This is a genomic window from Bacillus paranthracis (genome assembly GCF_024296885.1).
Taxonomy (GTDB): Bacteria; Bacillota; Bacilli; order Bacillales; family Bacillaceae_G; genus Bacillus_A; species Bacillus_A paranthracis.
This window is the reverse complement of sequence record NZ_CP101135.1, coordinates 686,536-709,143: the sequence shown is the minus strand read 5'-3', so window position 1 is coordinate 709,143 and position 22,608 is coordinate 686,536. Positions and strand designations below refer to the sequence as shown.

General features: G+C 35.7%; 23 protein-coding genes. 8 read left to right on the top strand and 15 right to left on the bottom strand.

Features of this window, described 5'->3' with window-relative positions:
• Nucleotides 1-29 precede the first annotated feature (29 nt).
• Genes NLJ82_RS03530 through opp4A form a run of 5 tightly spaced genes read left to right on the top strand, consistent with a single transcriptional unit; the run spans nt 30 to nt 5,653 of the window.
• Nucleotides 30-1,049, top strand: a complete 1,020-nt coding sequence (locus NLJ82_RS03530; RefSeq protein WP_000795376.1) for an ABC transporter ATP-binding protein — start codon at nt 30-32, stop codon at nt 1,047-1,049.
• Nucleotides 1,036-1,962 (top strand): ABC transporter ATP-binding protein, encoded by a 927-nt coding sequence (locus tag NLJ82_RS03525; protein ID WP_001196370.1) that lies wholly within the window; start codon nt 1,036-1,038, stop codon nt 1,960-1,962. Before NLJ82_RS03530 ends, NLJ82_RS03525 begins: the two co-directional genes overlap by 14 nt.
• Nucleotides 1,963-1,976: 14 nt before the next feature.
• Nucleotides 1,977-2,942: an oligopeptide ABC transporter permease gene (opp4B, locus tag NLJ82_RS03520; protein ID WP_012644197.1), complete on the top strand. Its 966-nt coding sequence runs from the start codon at nt 1,977-1,979 to the stop codon at nt 2,940-2,942.
• 17 nt (nt 2,943-2,959) lie between these two features.
• Entirely contained in the window at nt 2,960-3,865 is a 906-nt protein-coding gene (locus tag NLJ82_RS03515) for an ABC transporter permease (RefSeq protein ID WP_000880726.1), read from the top strand.
• A gap of 12 nt (nt 3,866-3,877) precedes the next feature.
• A complete protein-coding gene (gene opp4A / locus NLJ82_RS03510) occupies nt 3,878-5,653 on the top strand; it encodes an oligopeptide ABC transporter substrate-binding protein (protein WP_000182626.1) in 1,776 nt (591 codons plus the stop codon).
• A 100-nt stretch (nt 5,654-5,753) separates the two neighbouring features.
• On the opposite strand, the gene NLJ82_RS03505 is transcribed toward opp4A, so the two are convergent.
• From NLJ82_RS03505 to NLJ82_RS03490, 4 genes are all read right to left on the bottom strand, one after another.
• Entirely contained in the window at nt 5,754-5,879 is a 126-nt protein-coding gene (locus NLJ82_RS03505) for a DUF4027 family protein (RefSeq protein ID WP_000738301.1), read from the bottom strand.
• A 209-nt stretch (nt 5,880-6,088) separates the two neighbouring features.
• A complete protein-coding gene (locus tag NLJ82_RS03500) occupies nt 6,089-6,511 on the bottom strand; it encodes a universal stress protein (RefSeq protein ID WP_000277992.1) in 423 nt (140 codons plus the stop codon).
• Between the two features lie 65 nt (nt 6,512-6,576).
• Complete coding sequence (locus tag NLJ82_RS03495; RefSeq protein ID WP_000487890.1) at nt 6,577-8,028, bottom strand: SulP family inorganic anion transporter; 1,452 nt, start codon at nt 8,026-8,028, stop codon at nt 6,577-6,579.
• A 157-nt stretch (nt 8,029-8,185) separates the two neighbouring features.
• Complete coding sequence (locus NLJ82_RS03490) at nt 8,186-9,433, bottom strand: cell wall-binding repeat-containing protein (RefSeq protein WP_000738890.1); 1,248 nt, start codon at nt 9,431-9,433, stop codon at nt 8,186-8,188.
• A gap of 173 nt (nt 9,434-9,606) precedes the next feature.
• On the opposite strand from NLJ82_RS03490, the gene NLJ82_RS03485 reads away from it, so the two are divergent.
• Nucleotides 9,607-10,284 (top strand): response regulator transcription factor, encoded by a 678-nt coding sequence (locus NLJ82_RS03485; protein WP_000565459.1) that lies wholly within the window; start codon nt 9,607-9,609, stop codon nt 10,282-10,284.
• Between the two features lie 11 nt (nt 10,285-10,295).
• Complete coding sequence (locus NLJ82_RS03480) at nt 10,296-11,687, top strand: sensor histidine kinase (protein ID WP_000822575.1); 1,392 nt, start codon at nt 10,296-10,298, stop codon at nt 11,685-11,687.
• Between the two features lie 13 nt (nt 11,688-11,700).
• Here NLJ82_RS03480 and NLJ82_RS03475 read toward each other — a convergent pair whose 3' ends face one another.
• The gene (locus NLJ82_RS03475) at nt 11,701-12,222 is read right to left on the bottom strand and encodes a dihydrofolate reductase family protein (protein ID WP_000085793.1); all 522 of its coding nucleotides are present in this window, start codon (nt 12,220-12,222) and stop codon (nt 11,701-11,703) included.
• Between the two features lie 76 nt (nt 12,223-12,298).
• Here NLJ82_RS03475 and NLJ82_RS03470 point away from each other — a divergent pair, with 76 nt between their 5' ends.
• The gene (locus tag NLJ82_RS03470) at nt 12,299-13,294 is read left to right on the top strand and encodes a helix-turn-helix transcriptional regulator (RefSeq protein ID WP_170930443.1); all 996 of its coding nucleotides are present in this window, start codon (nt 12,299-12,301) and stop codon (nt 13,292-13,294) included.
• Nucleotides 13,295-13,323: 29 nt separating this feature from the next.
• On the opposite strand, the gene NLJ82_RS03465 is transcribed toward NLJ82_RS03470, so the two are convergent.
• The 10 genes from NLJ82_RS03465 to NLJ82_RS03420 form a co-directional block, all read right to left on the bottom strand.
• Nucleotides 13,324-14,742 (bottom strand): ECF-type sigma factor negative effector, encoded by a 1,419-nt coding sequence (locus NLJ82_RS03465; RefSeq protein ID WP_000185095.1) that lies wholly within the window; start codon nt 14,740-14,742, stop codon nt 13,324-13,326.
• Nucleotides 14,708-15,265 (bottom strand): RNA polymerase sigma factor, encoded by a 558-nt coding sequence (locus NLJ82_RS03460; protein ID WP_000869289.1) that lies wholly within the window; start codon nt 15,263-15,265, stop codon nt 14,708-14,710. Before NLJ82_RS03460 ends, NLJ82_RS03465 begins: the two co-directional genes overlap by 35 nt.
• A gap of 178 nt (nt 15,266-15,443) precedes the next feature.
• A complete protein-coding gene (locus NLJ82_RS03455) occupies nt 15,444-15,881 on the bottom strand; it encodes an HIT family protein (RefSeq protein WP_000969618.1) in 438 nt (145 codons plus the stop codon).
• A 59-nt stretch (nt 15,882-15,940) separates the two neighbouring features.
• Nucleotides 15,941-16,318, bottom strand: coding sequence for an OsmC family protein (locus tag NLJ82_RS03450; RefSeq protein ID WP_000778863.1), 378 nt, complete (start codon nt 16,316-16,318; stop codon nt 15,941-15,943).
• Complete coding sequence (locus NLJ82_RS03445) at nt 16,293-17,714, bottom strand: amino acid permease (protein WP_001187116.1); 1,422 nt, start codon at nt 17,712-17,714, stop codon at nt 16,293-16,295. Before NLJ82_RS03445 ends, NLJ82_RS03450 begins: the two co-directional genes overlap by 26 nt.
• A 204-nt stretch (nt 17,715-17,918) precedes the next feature.
• On the bottom strand, nt 17,919-18,563 hold the full coding sequence (locus tag NLJ82_RS03440) for an amino acid ABC transporter permease (RefSeq protein ID WP_000345989.1): 645 nt from the start codon (nt 18,561-18,563) through the stop codon (nt 17,919-17,921).
• The gene (locus NLJ82_RS03435) at nt 18,564-19,220 is read right to left on the bottom strand and encodes an amino acid ABC transporter permease (RefSeq protein WP_001112694.1); all 657 of its coding nucleotides are present in this window, start codon (nt 19,218-19,220) and stop codon (nt 18,564-18,566) included.
• Nucleotides 19,221-19,290: 70 nt separating this feature from the next.
• Entirely contained in the window at nt 19,291-20,121 is an 831-nt protein-coding gene (gene glnH / locus NLJ82_RS03430; protein WP_000916479.1) for a glutamine ABC transporter substrate-binding protein GlnH, read from the bottom strand.
• A 12-nt stretch (nt 20,122-20,133) separates the two neighbouring features.
• Nucleotides 20,134-20,862 (bottom strand): amino acid ABC transporter ATP-binding protein, encoded by a 729-nt coding sequence (locus NLJ82_RS03425; protein ID WP_163170595.1) that lies wholly within the window; start codon nt 20,860-20,862, stop codon nt 20,134-20,136.
• A 136-nt stretch (nt 20,863-20,998) separates the two neighbouring features.
• Entirely contained in the window at nt 20,999-22,459 is a 1,461-nt protein-coding gene (locus NLJ82_RS03420; protein ID WP_000387151.1) for an alanine/glycine:cation symporter family protein, read from the bottom strand.
• Nucleotides 22,460-22,608 lie beyond the last annotated feature (149 nt).

The window sequence follows — 22,608 nt, the reverse complement described above, 5'->3', positions numbered from 1 at the left end:
AGTCTTTTCAGAAAGATGGAGGGATAGCCATGAAGAATCCACTTCTTCGCATTGAAAACTTACAGACTTCCTTTCGCATACAAGATCAATATCATGCCGCAGTTGATGATGTTTCGTTAACTGTCCATGAAAATGAAATTGTCGCGATAGTCGGTGAATCAGGTTGCGGAAAAAGTGCACTTGCCCTTTCCATTATGCGACTGCATAATGAAGCAAATACAAAATTACAAGGGCAGCTTAACTATAGAGATAAGGATTTACTAACGATGTCAGCCGCAGAGATGAATAAAGTACGCGGATCAAACATCGGTATGATTTTCCAAGAACCTCTTACAGCACTCGATCCTCTTATGACAGTTGGAAAACAAATCGAAGAAAATTTAGACTACCACACAAGCCTTTCAAAAGTTGAAAAGAAAGAACGCACCTTAGAACTACTTCATCAAGTTGGTATTCCAAAACCAGAACTTACATATAAACAATACCCACACGAATTATCTGGCGGAATGAGACAAAGAATTGTTATCGCAATTGCAATTGCTTGTAACCCAGCACTCATTATTGCGGATGAGCCAACAACGGCTCTTGACGTAACCATCCAAGCACAAATTTTAGACTTACTAAAATCTATTCAAGAACAAACGAAAATGGGCATCATTTTAATTACTCATGATTTAAGTGTTGTCGCAGAAACAGCCGATCGTATCGTCGTTATGTACGCTGGACAAGTTGTAGAAACAGGAAAAGTTGAAGAGATTTTTAACAACCCTCTTCACCCATATACTCGTTCTCTATTAAACTCCATTCCATCTGCGTATGCTGAAAAAGAAAAATTGCATGTAATTCAAGGGGTGGTTCCTACGTTAGCGAAACTTCCTCGCACAGGTTGCCGCTTCCAAGCTCGAATTCCATGGATTAGACCTGATCAGCACGAGGAAAATCCAATTTTACATGAAGTAAAACCAGACCACTGGGTGCGTTGTACTTGCTACAAGCATTTCAACTTCCAAGATAAGAAAGGAGATGACGTAACTCATGGCACTGCTTAAAGTAGAAGATTTAAAAGTACATTTCCCAATTAAAGGTGGTTTCTTCGGCCGCACATTAGATTATGTACGTGCTGTAGATGGTGTAAGTTTTGAATTACAACCAGGTGAAACGTACGGGATTGTTGGTGAATCCGGAAGTGGTAAATCAACAACAGGTAAAGCAATTATGCATTTAACGAAAGCAACAGAGGGTAGCATTCATTTTAATAATCGAGATTTAACAAAGTTAAGTCGCTCTGAGTTACGTGAACAACGAAAAGATATTCAAATGATTTTCCAAGACCCATATTCATCATTAAATCCGAAGAAACGTGTTCTCGACATTATTGCGGAGCCTCTTCGAAATTTTGAAAAATTCTCACCTGATGAAGAACGGAGAGCAGTTCAAGAATATCTCGATAAAGTTGGTCTAAATCCAGAGTCTATTTATAAATATCCACATGAATTTTCCGGTGGTCAAAGGCAGCGGATTGGTATTGCACGCGCTCTTACTTTAAAGCCGAAGCTTATTATTGCGGATGAGCCAGTATCTGCGCTTGACGTCTCTGTACAGGCACAAGTATTAAACTTCTTGCAAGATTTACAAGCTGAGCTCGGACTAACATACTTATTCATTAGTCATGATTTAGGTGTAATTCGTCATATGTGTGACCGTATCGGTGTTATGTATCGCGGGCGCATCGTCGAAGAAGCAACTAGTGCAGAAATTTATAGTAATCCACAACACATTTATACGAAGCGCCTAATATCAGCAATTCCTGATATTCGTCCTGAAAACAGAGAGAGACAGCGTAAGCTCCGTCAACAAGTAAGCTCTGAATACGAGAAATCATACGAAAATTATTTCAATGAAAACGGTCGGGCTTATGATTTAAAACCAATCTCGCCAACGCACCGGGTGGCATTACCATAAGGGAGTGATAAAACATGTGGAAGTTTATATTACGGAGATTTTTAGTGATGATCCCGCAATTATTCGTGTTAAGTGTACTTGTCTTTCTACTAGCTAAAGCAATGCCAGGTGATGCATTAACCGGCAAAGCAATAAATCCAAAAGCGGATCCAAAAGTAATTGAAGAACAACGTGAAAAGCTTGGATTAAATGACCCAGTTACAACACAATATGTTCGCTGGATTAAAAATGCAGTACAAGGTGACTTTGGTATCTCCTATGCACATAAAATGAAAGTAACCGAGTTAATTGGAGAACGACTTGGAAATACAGTATCTTTAGCACTTGTTATTCTTATTCTTACTTATTTAATTGCCATACCACTGGGAGTTATAAGTGGGCGGTGGAATGATACCTGGGCTGATCGACTCATTACCATTTACAACTATCTAGGTTTTGCTACACCACTATTTATATTTGCACTCGTTATGCTCTTCCTATTCGGATTTAAGTTTGCAATATTCCCAACCGGCGGTAGCGTAGATCCTCAAGTTGCAACAGGTACATTTGCTTACTATTTAAGCAAATTGAATCACATGCTACTACCAGCTTTATCAGGGGCATTAATTGCAACAGTTGGTACTGTTCAATATTTACGAAGCGAAATTATTGATACGAAACATAAAGATTTTGTGCGTACAGTAAGAGCAAAAGGTGTTCCAGAATCAAAAATCTATTCTAGACATATTTTACGAAATTCATTCTTACCAATTGCAGCCTTCTTAGGCTATGAAATTACGGGATTAGTTGGCGGTGCCATCTTTTTAGAAAGTATTTTTAGCTATCCAGGAATTGGCCAACTATTTATACAATCTATCTCTCAACGTGATTTTAGTGTAATAACTGCACTCGTTATGTTTACTGGATTTGCAACGTTACTTGGAACTCTCCTTTCAGATATTATTCTAAGCATCGTCGATCCACGTATTCGTATTGATTAAAGAAAGGAGATGACGTTATGTTAGCAAACCCTGAAAAACAAACTGAAATTATTAATTTCGAAAAAAGCCCTTCTGGTTTCTCTATTATGTGGCGAGAACTTCGTAAAGATAAATTAGCAATGTTTTCACTTGTTTTCCTAGCAATCTTATTACTAGCAGTCTACGCAACATCTTTTATTATGAAACAAGAAGATATTGTACGAGTTGATTTATTCGCTATTTATGCTCCTCCCTCTGCTGAACATTGGTTAGGAACAGATTATGGAGGACGCGATATTTTCGGCCAACTTATTATTGGTACGCGTAACTCATTTACAATTGGATTAGCGATTACTATTCTTTCTTGTTTAATTGGCCTTTCCATTGGATTAATTGCCGGTTATTTTGGAGGAGCAATTGATAATATCATTATGCGCATTATCGATTTTGTAATGGTTTTACCATTTTTAATGCTTGTAATTGTATTTATTACACTTGTTCCTACATTCAATATCTTCACTTTCATTTTAATTATGAGCGTGTTCTTATGGACAGGAAAGGCAAGATTAATTCGCTCAAAAGTATTAACTGAAAAAGAACTCGACTATGTCTCTGCATCAAAAACTTTAGGTACACCAAACTGGAAGATCATTCTTTTCCAAGTACTACCTAACTTAAGTTCAATTATCATTGTTAGCGTTACATTAAACCTTGCTGGAAACATCGGTATTGAATCTGGTCTAACCTTCTTAGGGTTTGGTCTACCAGAAAGTACACCAAGCCTTGGTACACTTGTTAGTTATGCTAGAAATCCAGATGTATTACAAGAAAAATGGTGGATTTGGTTACCCGCATCAATCATGATTTTAACATTGATGCTGTGTATAAATTTTATTGGTCAAGCGCTACGTCGTTCGGCCGATGCAAGACAAAGAAAAGGATAAGGGGTGGAAGAAATGACAAATAAGCCAAAGTTTTTCAAAGTATTAAGTACACTTGCGGTTTCAACATTACTACTTTCAGCATGTGGGGGCAGTGGGGGTAGTGAAAAAACGAGTAGCACAAAAAAAGTAGATACAAATAAATTTAGTGCATCTGTTAAAAATGATAAAAAGGAAATTAAAGATGGTTCATTAACATATGGTCTTGTTTCTAACACACCATTTGAAGGACTTTTAAATTTCGCTGTATATGAAGGGGATCCTGATAACCAAGTTATTACAATTTTCGATGAATCTTTATTATCAAATGACGAAAACTGGGAATACACGAATGATGGCGCTGCTACATATGAAATTTCTAAAGATAAAAAGACAATTACACTAAAAATTAAAGATAATGTAAAGTGGCATGATGGAAACCCTGTTACTGCTGAGGATTTAGAATACTCTTATCTAGTGATTGGTAGTAAAAAATATGCTGGTTCTCGCTATGACACTCAAATGCAAATGATTGAAGGTATGGAAGATTACCATAATGGAAAAGCCGAAAAAATTTCAGGTATAAAGGTAACAGATCCAAAAACTATTTCGATTACATTTAAAACACCAAACCCTTCAGTGAAAACTGGGCTTTGGACATACCCTCTTCATAAGAAATACTTAGGAGATGTACCAATTGATAAATTAGCAGAATCTGATAAAATCCGTAAAAACCCAATTGGTTTCGGACCATTTAAAGTGAAGAAAATTACGCCAGGTGAAGCTGTTGAATTTGAACGTTTTGATGATTATTATGGTGGAAAACCAAAACTGAAAAGCATGGTTTTAAAAGTTGTTAACCCGTCCGTTGTTAACGCGTCCTTAAAAAATGGTGATATTGACATTGCTGAAGTAAGTGCAGATCAGTATCCAAATGTAAGTAAATTAAAAAATGCTCAATTAGTCGGTAAAACTGATTTATACTATAGTTATATCGGTTTTAAATTAGGACATATGGATAAAGAAAAAGAAGAAGTAGTAATGGATAAAGAGAAATTTAAAGATGTTCGTGTACGTCAAGCAATGGCGTATGCTATCGATCGAAAAGAAATTGGTGAAAAATTATATCACGGCCTACGTTATCCGGCTAACTCACCAATCCCACCATCCCTACCAAAATATCATAACAATAAAGCTGGTTCCTATGATAAAGATGTAGAGAAAGCTAAAAAGTTATTAGATGAAGCGGGCTATAAAGATACGAACGGAGATGGATTCCGTGAAGATCCGAATGGTAAAGAGTTTAAAGCTAATTTCTTATCAATGAGTGGTAGCGATGTAAGTGAACCACTTGCAAAATTCTTTATTCAATCTTGGAAAGACATCGGCCTAAAAGTAGAGCTTCTTGATGGTCGCTTACATGAATTTAATTCATTCTACGATATGATTAAAAAAGATGATCCAAAAGTTGATCTTTTCGCGGCAGCTTGGGGAACTGGATCTGACCCAGACCCTTCTGGTATTTGGGCTAAAGATGCAGCATTCAATTACCCACGTTGGGCTACTGACAAAAACACAGAATTATTAAAACAAGGTATTTCTCCAGAAGCTGCTGATGAAAAATACCGTAAAGATGTCTACGATAAATGGCAAAAATTAGTTCACGATGAAGTACCATTAATTCCACTTCATTATAAATTTGACTTAAAAGGTGTAAATAATCGCGTAAAAGATTATAAATACACACCAGAAGATCAATATAAATGGGGTAAGGTTAGCGTAACAAGCGATAAAGCAGAAACAGAGAAATAATAAAATAGCTCCCGGCACTGAGATACATGCCAGGAGCTATTTTTTATTTACAATCCTTTTCTTACTATTTATAACAACCAATTCCTTCCCTACTCTAAGGTTAAAAGATTTGATGAATCATCTTTATTACAACGGCTAACGTAACAGATGCAGCAAATCCCCCTAAACAAATAAGACTGACACCTTGGCTATATGATAAATTTTGAAGTGCTTTCATTTTTTTCATCCTCCCTATCTTCCCTTCGTTATTTTTATTTTACCAATGGAATAATTTTCATAACATCGATTTTTCTGACAACAAACTTACAAATTTGTAAGTTAACATTTCTTAAAACTTATGTATCTATTATGCCCTCTCTTTCCCCCCTTTATACGTAAAAAAAGACCTCGAATTATATCAAGGCCCTGCTTACACTACAGAATATCTCACTCAATTTATTTAATAATCATCACCGGACATTTCACACGCTTTGCTATTTTATGACTGACACTACCAAGCACCATTTCTTGCAGTGTATTTAGCCCTCTACTCCCAGCAATAACAAGATCTATATCTCCTGTATTTACATATTGAACAATCGTATCTCCTGGATCGCCATGTAATATCGTAATTGTATAAGAAATGTTCTCTTTCTTTAATAAACCTTCAATCTCTTTCAATTTATCTTTTCGACTAGCCGATATTGTTTCTAAATCCGTTTGACCTTGTATAATATCTGATTTTGCTGTTCTATTATCTACTACGTACACAACTTCAACATTTGCTTCTTCGCTACATTTCGCAATATATGTTGCATGTTCCGCTGCTCGAAGTGCATGTTCAGAACCGTCACATGCTAATATAATTTGTTTATACATATGCTGAATCCCCTTTTCGTTATCCTACTCGTATTATATAATAAAGCCCCCTAAAAAGGAGGCTTCTAACTAGCAATTCTTTTATTATAAGTAGCTAAATTAGTAACAAGTTTTGCACTACGTTCATTTAATCCCGTTATACTTACTTTCACGCCACTTTGTTCATACTTCATGATAACTTTATCAATTGATGCCACTGCTGAATCATCCCATATGTGTGCGTGAGAAAAATTTAACTCAATTTCTTTTACATCTTCCTCAAATGAAAAATTATTTATAAAATCTGCCGTAGATACAAAGAAAAGTTGACCATGAATTTCGTATATTTTCTTATTTTCAATATATAAATGTTTCACGTGAATCTTTGCCATATTGAATGCAAATAAAACCGCACTAATTACTGTTCCGATAATTACACCTAATGCTAAATTATGTGTAATTAAGACCACCACAACTGTTACAATCATAACAAATGCATTTCCTTTTGGTACTTTATGAATCGTTGTTACAGAGTTCCAATCAAATGTTCCAATTGAAACCATAATCATAACTGCAACTAAAGCTGCCATCGGAATATGAACGACATAATCACCTAAAACAAATAGTAATATGATTAAAAATCCGCCCGCTACAAACGTCGATAATCGCCCGCGTCCACCTGATTTAATATTAATAACAGATTGTCCAATCATTGCACATCCTGCCATTCCTCCGAAGAAACCAGCAACAATGTTTGCAATCCCTTGTCCACGTGCTTCCTTATGCTTATTACTTTCCGTATGCGTCATATCATCTAAAACTGAAGCTGTTAATAATGACTCTAGTAAACCGATAATTGCAAGCATAACTGCGTACGGTAAAATAATCCCTAATGTCTCAAGTGTAAAAGGCACGTCAGGCATGCTAAAGAACGGTAATTCTTTCGGCAGACTTCCCATATCCCCTACTGTTTTCAACTGTAATCCACTCATAATTGCAATACTTGTTACAACAATAATGGAAATAAGTGTAGACGGAACAGCCGTCGTAATACGTGGAAATACATATATAATGACAAGTCCTAATGCGACAAGTGCATACATTTGCCAAGTTGCGTTTTTAAAATGCGGCAATTGTGCTGTAAAAACTAAAATTCCAAGTGAATTTAAAAAACCACTCATAACAGATTTAGGTACAAACTTCATAAATGAGCTCAGTTTGAACACACCAAAAATAATTTGGACAATCCCCGTTAATATTGTTGTAGCAAATAAGTATTGCAAACCATGATCTTTAACAAGCGTTACCATTAACAATGCCATTGCACCTGTTGCAGCTGAAATCATTCCAGTTCGTCCACCAACAAATGAAATGGTAACGGCAATACAAAAGGCTGCGTACAACCCAACGGTCGGATCCACGCCTGCAATAACAGAGAAAGCAATTGCTTCAGGGATTAACGCTAAAGCAACAACTATTCCTGATAGCACATCCCCTTTCACGTTGGAGAACCAATCATTTTTTATCGTCTGAAACAAAATACCACTCCTCTACTCTTTTCTCATTTGATTTTCTCCATAAGAAAATCTAAGCCGACTGCACGAAGGCTATTATATAACGAGTAGAGAGATTTTTGCTATGTAAAAGTTTCCTAAAGAAAAAGACGCTACCTTAGCAGCGTCTTCTCTCATTTCATTAATGTCCACCGTGCCCTTGACCACTTTCTTGCACAATCTCTAACCTCTCATCTAATATTCCTTGTGTTTCAAATGAAATATCACTCGTACTTCCTAATAAGAAGCCGTGGTTATACGGTCCAAGCGTTGGGTCATCTTTAAACTTCGGTTGAATACTTGCAAGGAAATCATACACTGGTTGTGAAGCTTTTCCTTCCTCTAATAAGATAACGGGGGCATGTTTACCCATATGTGAAAATGGTGCTCCTGCAACTGCTAAGTCTGGTGTTTTGCTTGAAACAAATGATACACCGTGACCTGGTTTTGTGAACCCCCATCCAAATTTTGTTTTTTCATCTTTAAACTTTGCAAATGCAATAGAATTTTCTACTGGAGTCTCTCCACTAATACGCGTTACTTTCCCGTATTTGCTTAACTCTTTTTCTACTTCTTTTGAAATGATTTTTTCTGGTCCTAGTACATATATATTTGCTTTATCTTTTCGCATCTTTAATGCCTCTATCGTCGCTTTTGGCACTTTATTCTTTTCTGTATAAAGTAGTGGTTCTGGCATATGAGAAATCCAGTTTACAGCTGGTGTTGTATATAAACGCCCTTCCTCTTCAGATGAGCCGATAATAACACTATTCGGATAACTACCTGTTATATCGGCATATTCTTTATCCACATCTTTAGCAAATGTAGCTGGGTCCGTTTCTTTTATTTGCTTTACTTTATACTCTTTTAATTGCTCAAGGATAGATGCATCGACATCCCCCATCACCATAATTTGTGTTCCATCTTTCGTTCCGAGCGGATTTAATCGTTTTATTTCTTTTAATGTCATTTCGGGTACCTTTTCTTTTTCTATAAATAGAATCGGTCCGTTATTCGGATGATGAATAAGGTCTGCACTTGCAATACCTAATTGCCAGTCTTTTACTGGTACTAAAATAACAGCGCCTGGCTGATTCTCTTTATGCGTTGCTGGCCATATCGTCTGCGAAGTTAATACTGCCATTTGAAGAGGATCATTTGTGTTTAATCTCGTTACATTTTTTAAACTTGTCGTTAATAAATCATTTGCTGCACCTTGATTCATTTCTTTCGGCGCAGTTACCTGCTGATTCATTTTCATTTCCTTCTTCTCTGTTTTCTTCGCTTCTTTAGATTCATGATTTTTATGATCTGCATTTGTTTGTCCACACGCCGCAAGACCAACTGCTGTAATTATTGTTATCCCAAAAACTCGGGTCATTTTTTTCACTATACCGCCTCCGTATAAATCATTTTCGAGCCAATATGATTACCTAAAATGGAATTTCAACTTTACAATAACAAGCAATTCTGAAGAAATTATGCAGACGCATTACAATCTGCACCATTTCTTCATGATTTTGCATTACAATTTAAGTAAAGATTACATATGGAGGGCTCTCTATGATTGATATACTGCTCGTAGACGATGAACCGAGAATGCTTGAATTATTAACGCTTTATCTTACTCCAATTGGATATAACTGCATATGTGCACGATCCGGAGAAGAAGCGATTTCACATATAGAAAATCAAAACTTTAAATTTATTTTACTGGATATTATGATGCCAAAGATGGACGGATGGGAAACGTGTAAAAAAATCCGCTCATTTAGTAACGTTCCTATCATTATGGTAACAGCTCGTGATCAAACGGTAGATGTCGTCCAAGGATTAAAAATCGGAGCAGATGATTACGTAACGAAACCTTTCCATGAAGAAGAGCTTTTCGCGAGAATTGAAGCTGTTTTAAGGCGAACGAATCAACGGACGCAAATCCAATATCACGGCATTTTATGGGATGAGGCAAAGCATTTCGTTTCTGTCTATAACGAAGAACTTCTTCTTACACCAATTGAATTCTCTTTACTCGGATTATTTTTACGTCATGTGAACTATGTATTGAACCGTGATCAGCTCATTGAACGAATTTGGGGATTAAATACAAATACAGAAGATAGAACTGTCGATTCACATATTCGTAATTTGCGTGATAAATTACGAAAAGTGAATTTCCCTATTGATGATCATTTAAAAACTGTGTACGGAGTTGGCTATCGATGGGTTGATACTCTAGATTAAGGAGCAAAGCAATGAAGCGAATTTCTATTCAGCTCGGATTTTATTTTTTGATTGTTACACTTTTAATCGAAAGTGTTCTATTTGTCTCGCTTTATTATAGTCTTGTCAACAATAGAGTAAATGAAGAAATGACAGCTTTATTAAAACGCGGAAATAGTCACAGAGATGTCCTTGAAAAGTATTTTGATAAGCAAACAATCTCTCATGTTGCACTAATGGAATCCGAAGCCGAAACCACTGTTGTTATTACAAATGCAAATAAGGAAGTACTAGCTAAATCCAATGAAATAAATACTACTATAAAAAAGCATATTGAAAAGATGCAAACACGGACAGATCATGATGGAGCGATTATAGAGAATCACTGGAAAACATCTAATTATATATGTACGGTTAGTCCCATCATAGTAGCTGGAAAACATGAGGGGTATGTGTATATGTTTCTTGGGACAGAATCTATTGAAAAGTTGGTGAATGGATTAACAAAACAATTCATTATCGCAGGTGCCATCACGTTTCTACTCACAGTCATTACCATTTTTCTTTTATCTCGGTTATTAACAAAACCATTGTTACACATGAAACATGCCACTGAAAAAATGAGTAAAGGAGATTTATCAGTTTCATTAACGACTACTCGAAATGATGAAATTGGTGAACTAGCATCATCTATTCAAACACTCGCAAATGATTTACATTATATGAAAACAGAGCGAAGTGAATTTCTAGCAAGTGTTGCTCATGAATTACGAACACCTTTGACATACGTAAGAGGTTACGCTGACATTGCTTTAAAAGAAACCACATCTCCCAAGCAACGTTTACGATATTTATCTATTATAAAAGATGAGTCTGATTACATCACAAACTTAGTTCAAGATTTGTTCTCCCTTGCACAAATGGAACAACATAACTTTTCTATTCAAGTAAAGGAAGTGCATTTACACACCTTCCTTACGCGTATATGTGAAAAAGTAAACGCCATGTATAAAGAAAGGTACATTACAGTTTCTTTCTCTTGTCCTCCTACACTGCTAGTAAACTTAGATGAACAACGATTCGAACAAGTTGTGGTGAATATTTTAAATAACGCTTATAGACATTCAAAAGAGCATTCTCATATAAACATTTCTGTTACAGAAGAAAATAAACGTATCTCCATTACAATGGAAGATGAAGGCGAAGGTATTCCGCTTGAAGACCTCCCTCACATTTTCGACCGCTTTTATCGAGTTGATAAAGCGAGATCACGAGCTACAGGCGGAACTGGTTTAGGATTATCTATCGTGAAAGAAATTGTAGAGCTGCACGGTGGGAATATTACTGTAACGAGCGAAGTTGATCACGGATCTTGCTTTATTATTTCATTGCCATCTATACAAAAACACGACTACCATCAGTAGTCGTGTTTCTTTATCATTTTACTTTATAATATAAGTTTACAAATTGCCCAAAACGTTTCGTATCCGTTAAAGTTAAATGAATTTCTGGGTTCTTGTCTTGAAATAACGGAACTCCAGAACCTAATATATGCGGTGTAATCGTAACAACATATTCATCAATTAGATTATTCTTAAAGAACTCTCTCAGTAGACTCCCTCCACCGACCATCCATATTTTAGATCCTTCTTGCTCTTTCAACCTTTTTGTAAACTCCACTACATCTTCATTTACAAACTCCACGTGTTCGTTTGAACCTTTTTCTGAGTTAGAGAAAACATAACATTTTTTATCTACATACGGGAATGTTTCCATATGCTCTACTACATAATCGTACGTTCTTTTTCCCATGATTATCGTATCAATCGTTTCATACATTTCTGTATAACCGTTATCTCCCTCTCCTTCCGTTTCCATTAACCACTCTAAATCATCATTTTCTTTCGCAATATATCCATCTAAGCTCGCCGCAATAAATAAAACGATTTCACGTGACATATCTTTTCCTCCTTGCATCTCATCTTGATAATCATCTTGATAACATATGATGTAAACAATATACTAACAATAAAACATGACAATTTATGTCATGTTAAAAAGAAAAAAGGTGATACATTTGTCAAAAGCTAAACGCTTATTAGATATTCTTATATTTGCTTCTGCCAAAAAGACATTTACAGCGCAAGAAATAGCTGATGAATTTAATATCTCCGTTCGTACTGTCCATAGATACATTTTAGATTTAAGTGATATGGGGTTGCCCATTTACGCAGAACAAGGTCGTAACGGCGGCTATAAAGTATTAACGAATAGAGTCATTCCACCTATCTTATTTACGGAAGAAGAAGCAGTCTCCATCTTTTTTGCTTTTCAATCTTTAAGTTACTATCGCGATTTGCCTTTTAACACAGAAATCAATTCCGTTACACATAAACTGTATAGCTCCCTACAACATGATGCGAAAGTGAAAGTTGATAAAATACGTTCTTACATCGCCTTTTGGAATCCGAAGCGTACAATTGATACACCTCTTTTAAACGAAGTACTAACTGCGGCTATTGAAAATAAAAATTTACAATTTCAATATGAATCTAAATCAGGGATCAAAACAAAACACGTTCATCCTATTGGTGTATATGCGCATGACGGGCTATGGTACTTACCATCCTATGACTTCAGTAGAAAAAAAGTATTACTGTATCGCGTTGATCGTATTCTTTCTATATTATCAACGGAAGAAAATGAAGATACATTCATGAATTTAGAAGAGTGGTTTGCCTCTAACTCTAACGTAATACATAGTCCTACTCAGTTACATGTTTTACTAACAACAGAAGGTGTACGCCAATGTAAAAGCGTGCCTTACCTTGAAGAATTCGTTGTAGTAAACGAGGACGGGACAGGATATATACATTCAACAATTGATAAAGGTGAAATAAACTTTATTATCCCTTTATTTTATAGACTTGGAAAAGATGCAAAAGTGTTAGAACCGAAAGAATTAATAGATGGTTTACGTATACGTGCGAAAGAAATTTTACATATGTATGAAGACGAAAAAAGCTGCTAGATGTAAGCAGCTTTTTAGTCTCTTTGTTACTATTGACGAATATCAATCCACCAACGATGTTTCGCATTCATATTTTCAGTGTCGCCAGTCCCTCTGTAATTGAAAGCATCCAAAAAGATTGAATCTAGTTTATCCTCATCTACAAAATAACCTAAGTTAACCTTCACCGTTTCTCCTGGTCGGATACTACCAATATTGTAGAAGCTTTTTCCATCTCCATGAGGCTCTAAATAATCAACTTCGCCTGTCATAATATTTTTTTCTGCGATTCCATCTTCTTTAGCGTAGTTCCATGCATTACCTTCAAATTTAAGCTGTTTTATAGATGGATGCATATAGATTTCTTCTGTCGACTTTTTACCAATATTTTTTACTGTTGTTTTTAAGTAAACAAACTTAGGATTAACTAATTTTGTTTCTACTAATTTATGAATTGAATCTTTACCATTTCCAAGTTTATATACATCGCGTCTATATGGTATCAATTGTCCCTCTTGATCCAAAGCTTGATTCTTGCTTAATATCTCTAGGCCAAGTTCATTAAAGTTCTCTTGTTTAAAATCTTTGATTGAATCAAAGACTTCAACTTTTTCTATCACATATTCAATTTGGCTGTTATCCATAGATATCGTTACTGGAACCTTTTGCCCTATATGAAATAGTCTTTTGCTATCCTTCTTCAAAGGAATTACCTTAGTTGTTTTACTTTCTTGGCTAAAATACTTTTTATCATAATCGCTTATATATGATGACTTTTCTTTTGACGTGGGCTCAAGTGAAATGCTCCCTAGCACATCTATCATTTGTTCTTCGTTTATATCATTTCCAATATAACTTTGTAACATAATTCCTTCTTCCTCAAAATAGAGAAAAATTACTCTATTAAACATTAAATCTTTATTACCATTTTCTCTATGAACAATTACTGCCTTCTTACCATTTATCTCTTTTTCTTCATAACTTTTCGAGTACAGAGTTGGAAAATCTGAATTCCCTCCTACTCTCCAAAGAACGAATGAAAATCCCCCCATTGCGTAGTTATCTTTAAATGAATATTTCATAGCACTATCATCAATTGCTTCCATATTTTCTGGCAATTTACCTATTTTCAACTTATACCACTTATCACTCTTTTTTGAGTCCTTGTTTGATACCGAAACATTTACTTCGTAATTTTGTTTTTGGACAATCATATTATAGACTTTCACTGCACCAAAAACGGTTGTCGGCATACCAATCAATAAGCAAGCAGCAGCGATTAACATACGATGTTTTTTACGCTTTTTCTGTGGCTTCTCGTCTTTCAGCTTCATTTCCTCCATAAACAATTTCTTTTTGCGCGTATATGTATGTGAAAATTCATGTTGTTCTTCGAGTTTATCAAAATCATCTAAAGCAATCTTTTCAGCAAGTTCATATATTTCTTTGGAATTCTTTGAATTCGTCATGTTGTATACCTCCTATCATATTTTGGACTCTTTTTCGAGCACGCTCAAACTGCTTGCGGACATTGACTTCCGTTATCCCCATAACACTTGAAATTTCTTGATACGTTAAGTTATAGAAGACTTTATACTTAAACACCTGTCTATTAGACTCATTTAACTCTTTTAGTAATGCATCAATTTGAACCTCAGACATTTTACGTTTTTCCCACTCTTCAATATTTTCATCTACTGCTTCTATCGATTCTCTTTCATATTCTTCTAAAAATGTTTCATGTCGTTTATTTTTCCGGTAACTATCAATCGCCTTGTTTTTCGCGATCCTCAAAATGTAGCGTTTAAGCTCTTCAGTACTCAAGCTATGGAGCTTTTCCAAGTTCTTATAAAGAGTAATAAACGTCTCTTGAACTGCATCTTCTGCCTGCTGAATATTATTTAAAATAGAATAAGCTACATAATAAACCTTTTGTTCGTACAACTCGTATAGCTCTTCCATCTTTTCATAATCGTTGTTTGTAACTTTCATATAATTCCTCCTCTCACTCTATATAACGAATGAGCACCATACTTTGTGACACTGCAAAATCTTTTTATAGATAAAATTTAATAATAGAATAAACAAAAGCCCAATTTCTCTATTTTAACTGAGAAATTGGGCTTTTGTTTATTAGAATTTTCCTAAAAACTTCTTTAAAACATCCCTCTTACACTTTTTCATTAAGCAGTATTTGCTCTATCGCCCCTTTTAATAAGCGCTTAGTCTCTTCAAAATTATGATTCTGCTTTTCTCCCGATTGTACCGTATAAAATTCAGCAAACGAGCGCTCTTTATATCTTGGTACGACATGCATATGGTAATGTGTTAACTCGTTAAATACTCCACCATTTTGACAAACTGTAACTCCATCTGGTTTATATAATGCCTTAATCGCTTTTGCAATAAGCTTAGAAGCATCCATAATGGATTTTGCTACAACATCATCTAATTCATCTACTTCTACAACATGCTGTTTTGGCACAATTAAAGTATGTCCTGGATAGAAAGGTGCATGATCTAAAAAACATGTTACATACTCATCTTCGTATACTCTATAAATTTTTTCCTCTTCGTTTGCTAATTTACATCCTAAACATTCCATCATACTTTCCCCCCTCTCTAAAACAGAAAAACGTGAGAGCCGTATTCTCACGTTTTTCTGTTTTACTTTATTAGCTCAATTGTTTCCGTAACTTTTATACTATCCTTTACAGATTGAACAATTGTGCAATTTTTCACTGCAAGCTGCAACGCCTTGTCCAACTGCTCTTCTGTAATGTTTTGTGCTTTAATTTTATAGTGCAAATGAACACTTTCAACTGGTTTTGATAAAGCATCACTTCTACCAATTTCCGTTTCAATTGTAAACGTATCATATGTAATACGTTTCTTTTCTAAAATTGTTCGAAAGACAATTGCACTGCATCCTGCGATAGAAGAAACGAGTAATTGTAACGGTGAATACCCGTTTTCTTTTCCAATCGCTAATTGACCATACGATAAATCTGCCTCAATATCATCTTGTTTGATGGTTAGTTTCATTTGTTGTCTCCACCTTCATCGGTTTCTGCCGTTTCTTATTTATATAATAATATATGTAGCAGAAAATGATAAATGGAATACCACAATATAACGCCATTCTTTGTTCTGGAATAAACGCTAAACTAATAACGACGATACTATTTGTAATTAAAGCTAAAATAGGAACAATTGGATATAACGGTGTTCTATATTTTAAGTCCTCTAACTTTCCTCCGCCTTTTATATACTGACTTCTAAAGCGCAATTGCGACAGGGCAATAATGATCCAACTTGAAACAGCTGATAAACCAGCTATAGATAATAAGTACATGTATACTGTATCTTCTGCAAGGAAACTTGTTAATAAAGATAAAGCAGCTACAGCAATTGTTACGACTAGCGCTGTAATTGGAATACCACGCTTATTTACTTTCTGGAAAGACTTTGGTGCCATTCCTTCATTTGCAAGTGACCATAGTATACGAGTTGCCGCATATAATCCTGAATTCGCTACAGATAGTAACGCTGTAATAATAACGAAGTTCATAATATCAGCTGCGTATGGAATACCGATTTTATCAAATACAACTACGAACGGACTTTCAATTACGCCAGCTTCTTTCCAAGAAATTAATCCTACTAAAATCGTCATTGTTAAAATGAAGAATAACATAATGCGCCATACTGTATTACGGATTGCACGTGGAATTGTTTTTTCTGGATTTTCACTTTCTCCCGCTGCAATCCCGATTAACTCTGTTCCTTGGAACGAGAAGTTAACTGTAATCATTGTAAGTAATACGGCAGCTAGTCCATTCGGGAATAACCCGCCTTCGCTTACAAAGTTAGAGAAAAGAGGTGCTGCTTCTTTTCCGTCATATGATATAAATCCTAATAATGCACTACCACCAAGAACAACAAAGGCAAGAATGGTAACTACTTTAATACTAGAGAACCAAAATTCTAATTCAGCATAACTTTTCGCCGAAATTGCGTTTGAAGCATATAAAATAACACCGAATACGAGACACCATACCCAAACATCAACATTCGGAAACCATCTTTTCATCATTAAACCGATTGACGTTAATTCTAATCCTACTGTTACTGCCCAGCCAAGCCAATATAGCCAGCCGATCATAAAGCCCGTTCCTGGTCCAATAAACTTCGTCGCATACTTTTGGAAAGAACCTGAAACTGGCATCGCTACCGTTAACTCTCCAAGACAAAGCATTGTTAAATACATAATAAATCCGCCTACTAAATATGAAAGGATGGCTCCCCCTGGTCCAGCCTGATTAATGGTGTAACCTGAACCTAAGAAAAAACCAGTTCCGATTACACCACCTAGTGCGATCATAAATAAATGTCTACTCTTCATCGTACGATGTAATTTCTCATTCGTTGGTTGCTGCATCTAAATCCTCCCCCTACCAATACCCCTATATCTTGTTAAAATTTTCTGATAATAAAAATATACACGAAAGCGATTACATTTTCTATATAAAATTAAAACTTTTCTGATAAAATAATATAAAAAATTGAATTATTGCAAGATTTAGATTCTATTTAGAGGAAAATAAGGAGAAACAAGGAAAAACCCTTACATATATTGTAAGGGTTAACGAAGTTCTAACCTTCTCGATAAAATTGATAAACTATAGTTTACAATAAAGTACATACAAGCTACTACTATAAACGTTGGAATCATATAATTTACATTTTGTCCGCTAATAATTTGAGCATTATGCATAAGCTCTGGGAGTGATATAACGACTGCTAGCGCTGTATCTTTCAGCAATGAAATAAACTGACTGACAAGTGGCGGGACCATTCTTCTTAATGCTTGTGGTAAAATAATGTGCCAAAGTGCTTGCACATACGTTAATCCTGAAGATCTTGCAGCCTCAATCTGTCCTTTTTCAATAGATAATAGGCCACTTCGAACAATTTCAGATATCATTGCAGCTTCAAATATTGTTAAAGCGACAATTACGGCTGTTATAATTTCTAATTTCAAGCCTGCTTCTGGAAGTGCAAAATATGTGAAAAATATAATTAAAAGTAGTGGTAAGTTTCGAATTACTTCAACGATAACTCCTAATATTTGTGAGAAGACGGGTATTTTTGTGTACCGTACAATCCCTATTACACTACCGATAATAAAGCTAAGTACAATTGCTACGAGTGCTACCTCTAATGTGATGAGTAATCCTTTTAATAAAAAGAGAATATGATCTCCTGTAATTGCTCCCTTAAAATCCATTTACACCGCCTCCTTTGCTAAGCGTTTTTCTAAATAACGCACTAGCATACTGAGCGGAATTGTTAATATTAAATAAAACATCCCGACAAATATATACACATCGAACGTAACAAACGTCTTCGTTGAAATTAAATCTCCTTGATACATTAAATCAGCACCAGCAATAATTCCGAGTATAGAAGAGTTTTTTACTAAATTGAGAAATTGATTTCCTAAAGGAGGGATTACGATTTTCATCGCCTGGGGTAAAACAATATAATACATTCCCTGTACATACGTTAATCCTGAGGAACGTGCTGCTTCCATTTGACCTTTTGCAACGGATAAAATACCAGCGCGAATGACTTCCGCAATAAACGCTGCAGTATATACGGTAAGCGTAACTGTTCCTGCTACAAAACCATTTAGAGTAATTCCTACTACAGGTAAAGCGAAATAGAATATAAATGCAATTAATACGAGCGGAATATTTCTTACAAATTCTACAATAGCAGCTCCCAACCAATTTAAAATGCGAATTGGTGCAATACGCATTACCGCCAAAATTACTCCTAAAATAAAGCTTCCTATTAATGCAAGTACACTAGACATAACTGTATACTTAAAGCCTTCTAAATACATATCAATGTTATTCGTTAATATAGAAAAATCAGGCACATATTCTCCCCTCTTTCTTTACAAGAAGAGGATGAGTACTCTCATCCTCTCACTTTTACTATTTATCACTTTACTTCTCTGGTTTCTGCCCAATCCATTTCTCATATAATTTGTCATACTCTCCGCTTGCTTTCATGTCTTTAATTAAATTATTAATCTCTTTCGTTAAATCATCTGCACCTTTTTGCACTGCGATTCCGTACGGCTCATCCGTGAAAATTTTCCCGACAACTTCATAATTCGAATCTTGTTTTGCCATACCGTAAAGAATTGCATTATCTGTCGTTAACACATCACCTTTTCCTGCTTTTAACGCTGTAAATGCCTCACTGTAATTTTCAAATTCTAATACAGTCGCTTCTGGTGATTTTTGGCGAATGTTATTTGTCGATGTTGAGCCTTTTACTGCTAACACTTTTACGCCCTTTTTCACATCATCAATACTTTTAATATCGCTTCCTTTTTTCACGAGTAACGATTGCCCTGCTTTAAAATATACATCTGAAAAATCGACCTCTTTTTTACGTTCTTCTGTAATTGTCATTGTTGCAATAATTGCATCAATGTCACCGTTTTTCAGTAGTGGAATACGCGTTTTAGATGTTACCTCTTTCAACTCTAGTTTCTTTTCATCCCCAAGAATCTTTTTCGCAAGTGCCTTTGCAACATCAACATCAAATCCTTCTACCTGCCCTGTTGAAGGGTTTTTCAATCCAAATAAGTTCGTATCATTCTTCACCCCAACTACTAACTTCCCTCGCTTCTTAATTTGTTCAACAGCACCGCCTTGCTTCGTGTTCGTTTCTTTTGCCTCATCTTTTTTACTTCCGCATCCAGCAACGACAAGTACGAATAGACATGAAAATACGATTAACGTAAACAACTTTTTCATTTTAAGCATAAAACTCCTCCTTTAATGGTTTAACACTCGGCTTAAAAATAGACGCGCTCTTTCTTGTTCAGGACTTGCAAAAAATTGCGCCGGTGTTGTATCCTCAATGATTTTGCCATCATCCATAAATAAAATCCGATCGGCTACCTCCCGCGCGAATCCCATCTCATGCGTGACAACAACCATCGTCATCCCTTCTTTAGCTAGTGTTTTCATAACATCAAGTACTTCCCCGATCATCTCTGGATCAAGAGCAGACGTAGGCTCATCGAATAGCATAATTTCCGGCTGCATCGCAAGTCCTCTAGCAATTGCCACCCTTTGCTGTTGTCCACCAGATAATTGATGTGGATATACACTGGCCTTCTCCGGAATTCCTACTTTCTCTAAATAAAACATCGCCGTTTTCTCTGCTTCCTCTTTTGAAATTTTATTTACTTTAATAGGTGCTAGTGTAATATTTTGAAGAACCGTTTTATGTGGATATAAATAAAAATGTTGAAAGACCATTCCGATATTTCGGCGTAATTCATTCATATCTGTTTTCGCATTGTGTACCTCCGTATTTTGTACAATTAACTCTCCCTCTGTAATTGACTCTAACTGGTTTATACACCGAAGCAACGTACTTTTTCCTGATCCTGAAGGCCCAACAACTACTACCACTTCACCTTTTTTCACTTGTACATTAATATCTTTTAAAACTTGAAAGGTGCCATAATATTTATTTACGTTCCGAAACTCTATCAACATACTCACCCCTTCCCCTAACAAAGCATGTACATTCTTTTTATATTCAAAAATAGGCAAAAAAATAACTTTCAGCCTCATTTTGTCCATAAAAAAAGCAAAGGAATTTCCCCTTTGCTTTTTCATTTCTATTCCATTACGATACTTCTTCTTTCTTATCTTTTCCATATTCATGCTCCCAGAAATCAGCATTTTTAATTCCTAATGGCCCTGGATCGAATACTGGATCTTTTCCTTCTTTTTTCTGCTTTTCATAATCCTTTAATGCAACTAATGCAGGTTTTTGTAATAGTAAAATCGCAATGATATTTACCCATGCCATAATTCCTACACCGATATCGCCTAAAGCCCAAGCCGTTGCTGCTGTTTTGATACAACCGTAGAATACAGCTCCTAAAAATACAAACTTTAGTACCATAGACAGCCAAGGGCGGTCTTTATCACGATTTAAGTACGCGATATTCGTTTCTGCAATGTAGTAATACGCCATAATTGTTGTAAATGCAAAGAATAGTAATGAGATTGCAACGAAACCGTTTCCAAATCCAGGGAAAACAGATTCTACCGCTGCCTGTGTATATCCCGGCCCTGGCTGAGCACCATTTAATTTATTTACGATAAAGTTTTTTCCGCTTGCATCAAATACGTTATACATGCCTGTAATAATCATCATAAATGCTGTTGCTGAACAAACAAATAATGTATCAATGTAAACGGAAAATGCTTGCACTAAACCTTGCTTAGCTGGATGTGATACTTCAGCTGCTGCCGCTGCATGTGGCCCTGTTCCTTGCCCTGCTTCATTAGAATAAATACCTCGTTTTACTCCCCAAGAAATTGCTAAACCGATAATACCACCAAATGCTGCTTCTAATGCGAAAGCGCTTCTTATAATTAACATAAATGCTTCTGGCAATTTTTCAATATTCATAGCGACAATAACACAAGCTACTAAAATATACCCAACAGCCATAAACGGTACGACAACTTGCGCTACGTTAACAATTCGTTTTACTCCACCGAAGATGATAAGAGCCAATACAACAACTAATAAAGCCCCTGATAGAGTAGTATTAATTCCAAAAGCTGTCTCTAAACTTACAGCAATACTATTTGCTTGCACGCCTGGTAATAAAAGCCCAGTTGCAAGGATTGTCGCTGCAACGAATACTAATGCATACCATTTAACCCCTAAACCTTTTTCAATGTAATAAGCAGGTCCACCGCGAAACTGTCCTTGATGCTTTGTCTTATAGATTTGCGCGAGTGTTGATTCTACATAAGCTGATCCTGCTCCTAAAAAGGCTACTGCCCACATCCAAAATACAGCTCCTGGTCCGCCGAAGGCAACCGCTGTAGCTACCCCAGCGATATTCCCTGTCCCAACGCGCCCTGATAACGAAAGTGCTAACGCTTGGAATGAAGAAACACCAGCCTCTGATTTTTCTCCTTTAAATGTCAGCTTCACCATTTCTCCTACGTGCCTTACTTGTAAAAACCTCGTTCGAATAGAAAAATATAAACCTGCTCCTAAACATAAATAAACAAGTGCTGGACTCCAAACAATATTATTTAACCAATTTACGAAAGCTTCCAATATTCCCCCTCCTTTTTATCAAGAATATTCAGAATATATAAAAATTATAAGTGTATACCGAATCTATGACAATATTATTTTAATAAAACAAACATATTTTTGTATAAAAAAACAAAGTATATATTTGTTTTATATACTTTGTTTTGAAC

Excerpts from the sequence above, each read along its gene's own strand:
- NLJ82_RS03500 (WP_000277992.1), bottom strand. The coding sequence starts at position 6,511 with ATGTATAAACAAATTATATTAGCATGTGACGGTTCTGAACATGCACTT.
- opp4B (WP_012644197.1), top strand. The coding sequence starts at position 1,977 with ATGTGGAAGTTTATATTACGGAGATTTTTAGTGATGATCCCGCAATTA.
- NLJ82_RS03440 (WP_000345989.1), bottom strand. The coding sequence starts at position 18,563 with ATGGATTTTAAGGGAGCAATTACAGGAGATCATATTCTCTTTTTATTA.
- NLJ82_RS03485 (WP_000565459.1), top strand. The coding sequence starts at position 9,607 with ATGATTGATATACTGCTCGTAGACGATGAACCGAGAATGCTTGAATTA.
- NLJ82_RS03445 (WP_001187116.1), bottom strand. The coding sequence starts at position 17,714 with ATGCAGCAACCAACGAATGAGAAATTACATCGTACGATGAAGAGTAGA.
- NLJ82_RS03460 (WP_000869289.1), bottom strand. The coding sequence starts at position 15,265 with ATGAAAGTTACAAACAACGATTATGAAAAGATGGAAGAGCTATACGAG.
- NLJ82_RS03465 (WP_000185095.1), bottom strand. The coding sequence starts at position 14,742 with ATGACGAATTCAAAGAATTCCAAAGAAATATATGAACTTGCTGAAAAG.
- NLJ82_RS03525 (WP_001196370.1), top strand. The coding sequence starts at position 1,036 with ATGGCACTGCTTAAAGTAGAAGATTTAAAAGTACATTTCCCAATTAAA.
- NLJ82_RS03470 (WP_170930443.1), top strand. The coding sequence starts at position 12,299 with ATGACAATTTATGTCATGTTAAAAAGAAAAAAGGTGATACATTTGTCA.
- opp4A (WP_000182626.1), top strand. The coding sequence starts at position 3,878 with ATGACAAATAAGCCAAAGTTTTTCAAAGTATTAAGTACACTTGCGGTT.
- NLJ82_RS03450 (WP_000778863.1), bottom strand. The coding sequence starts at position 16,318 with ATGAAACTAACCATCAAACAAGATGATATTGAGGCAGATTTATCGTAT.
- NLJ82_RS03530 (WP_000795376.1), top strand. The coding sequence starts at position 30 with ATGAAGAATCCACTTCTTCGCATTGAAAACTTACAGACTTCCTTTCGC.
- NLJ82_RS03455 (WP_000969618.1), bottom strand. The coding sequence starts at position 15,881 with ATGATGGAATGTTTAGGATGTAAATTAGCAAACGAAGAGGAAAAAATT.
- NLJ82_RS03505 (WP_000738301.1), bottom strand. The coding sequence starts at position 5,879 with ATGAAAAAAATGAAAGCACTTCAAAATTTATCATATAGCCAAGGTGTC.
- NLJ82_RS03480 (WP_000822575.1), top strand. The coding sequence starts at position 10,296 with ATGAAGCGAATTTCTATTCAGCTCGGATTTTATTTTTTGATTGTTACA.
- NLJ82_RS03515 (WP_000880726.1), top strand. The coding sequence starts at position 2,960 with ATGTTAGCAAACCCTGAAAAACAAACTGAAATTATTAATTTCGAAAAA.
- glnH (WP_000916479.1), bottom strand. The coding sequence starts at position 20,121 with ATGCTTAAAATGAAAAAGTTGTTTACGTTAATCGTATTTTCATGTCTA.
- NLJ82_RS03475 (WP_000085793.1), bottom strand. The coding sequence starts at position 12,222 with ATGTCACGTGAAATCGTTTTATTTATTGCGGCGAGCTTAGATGGATAT.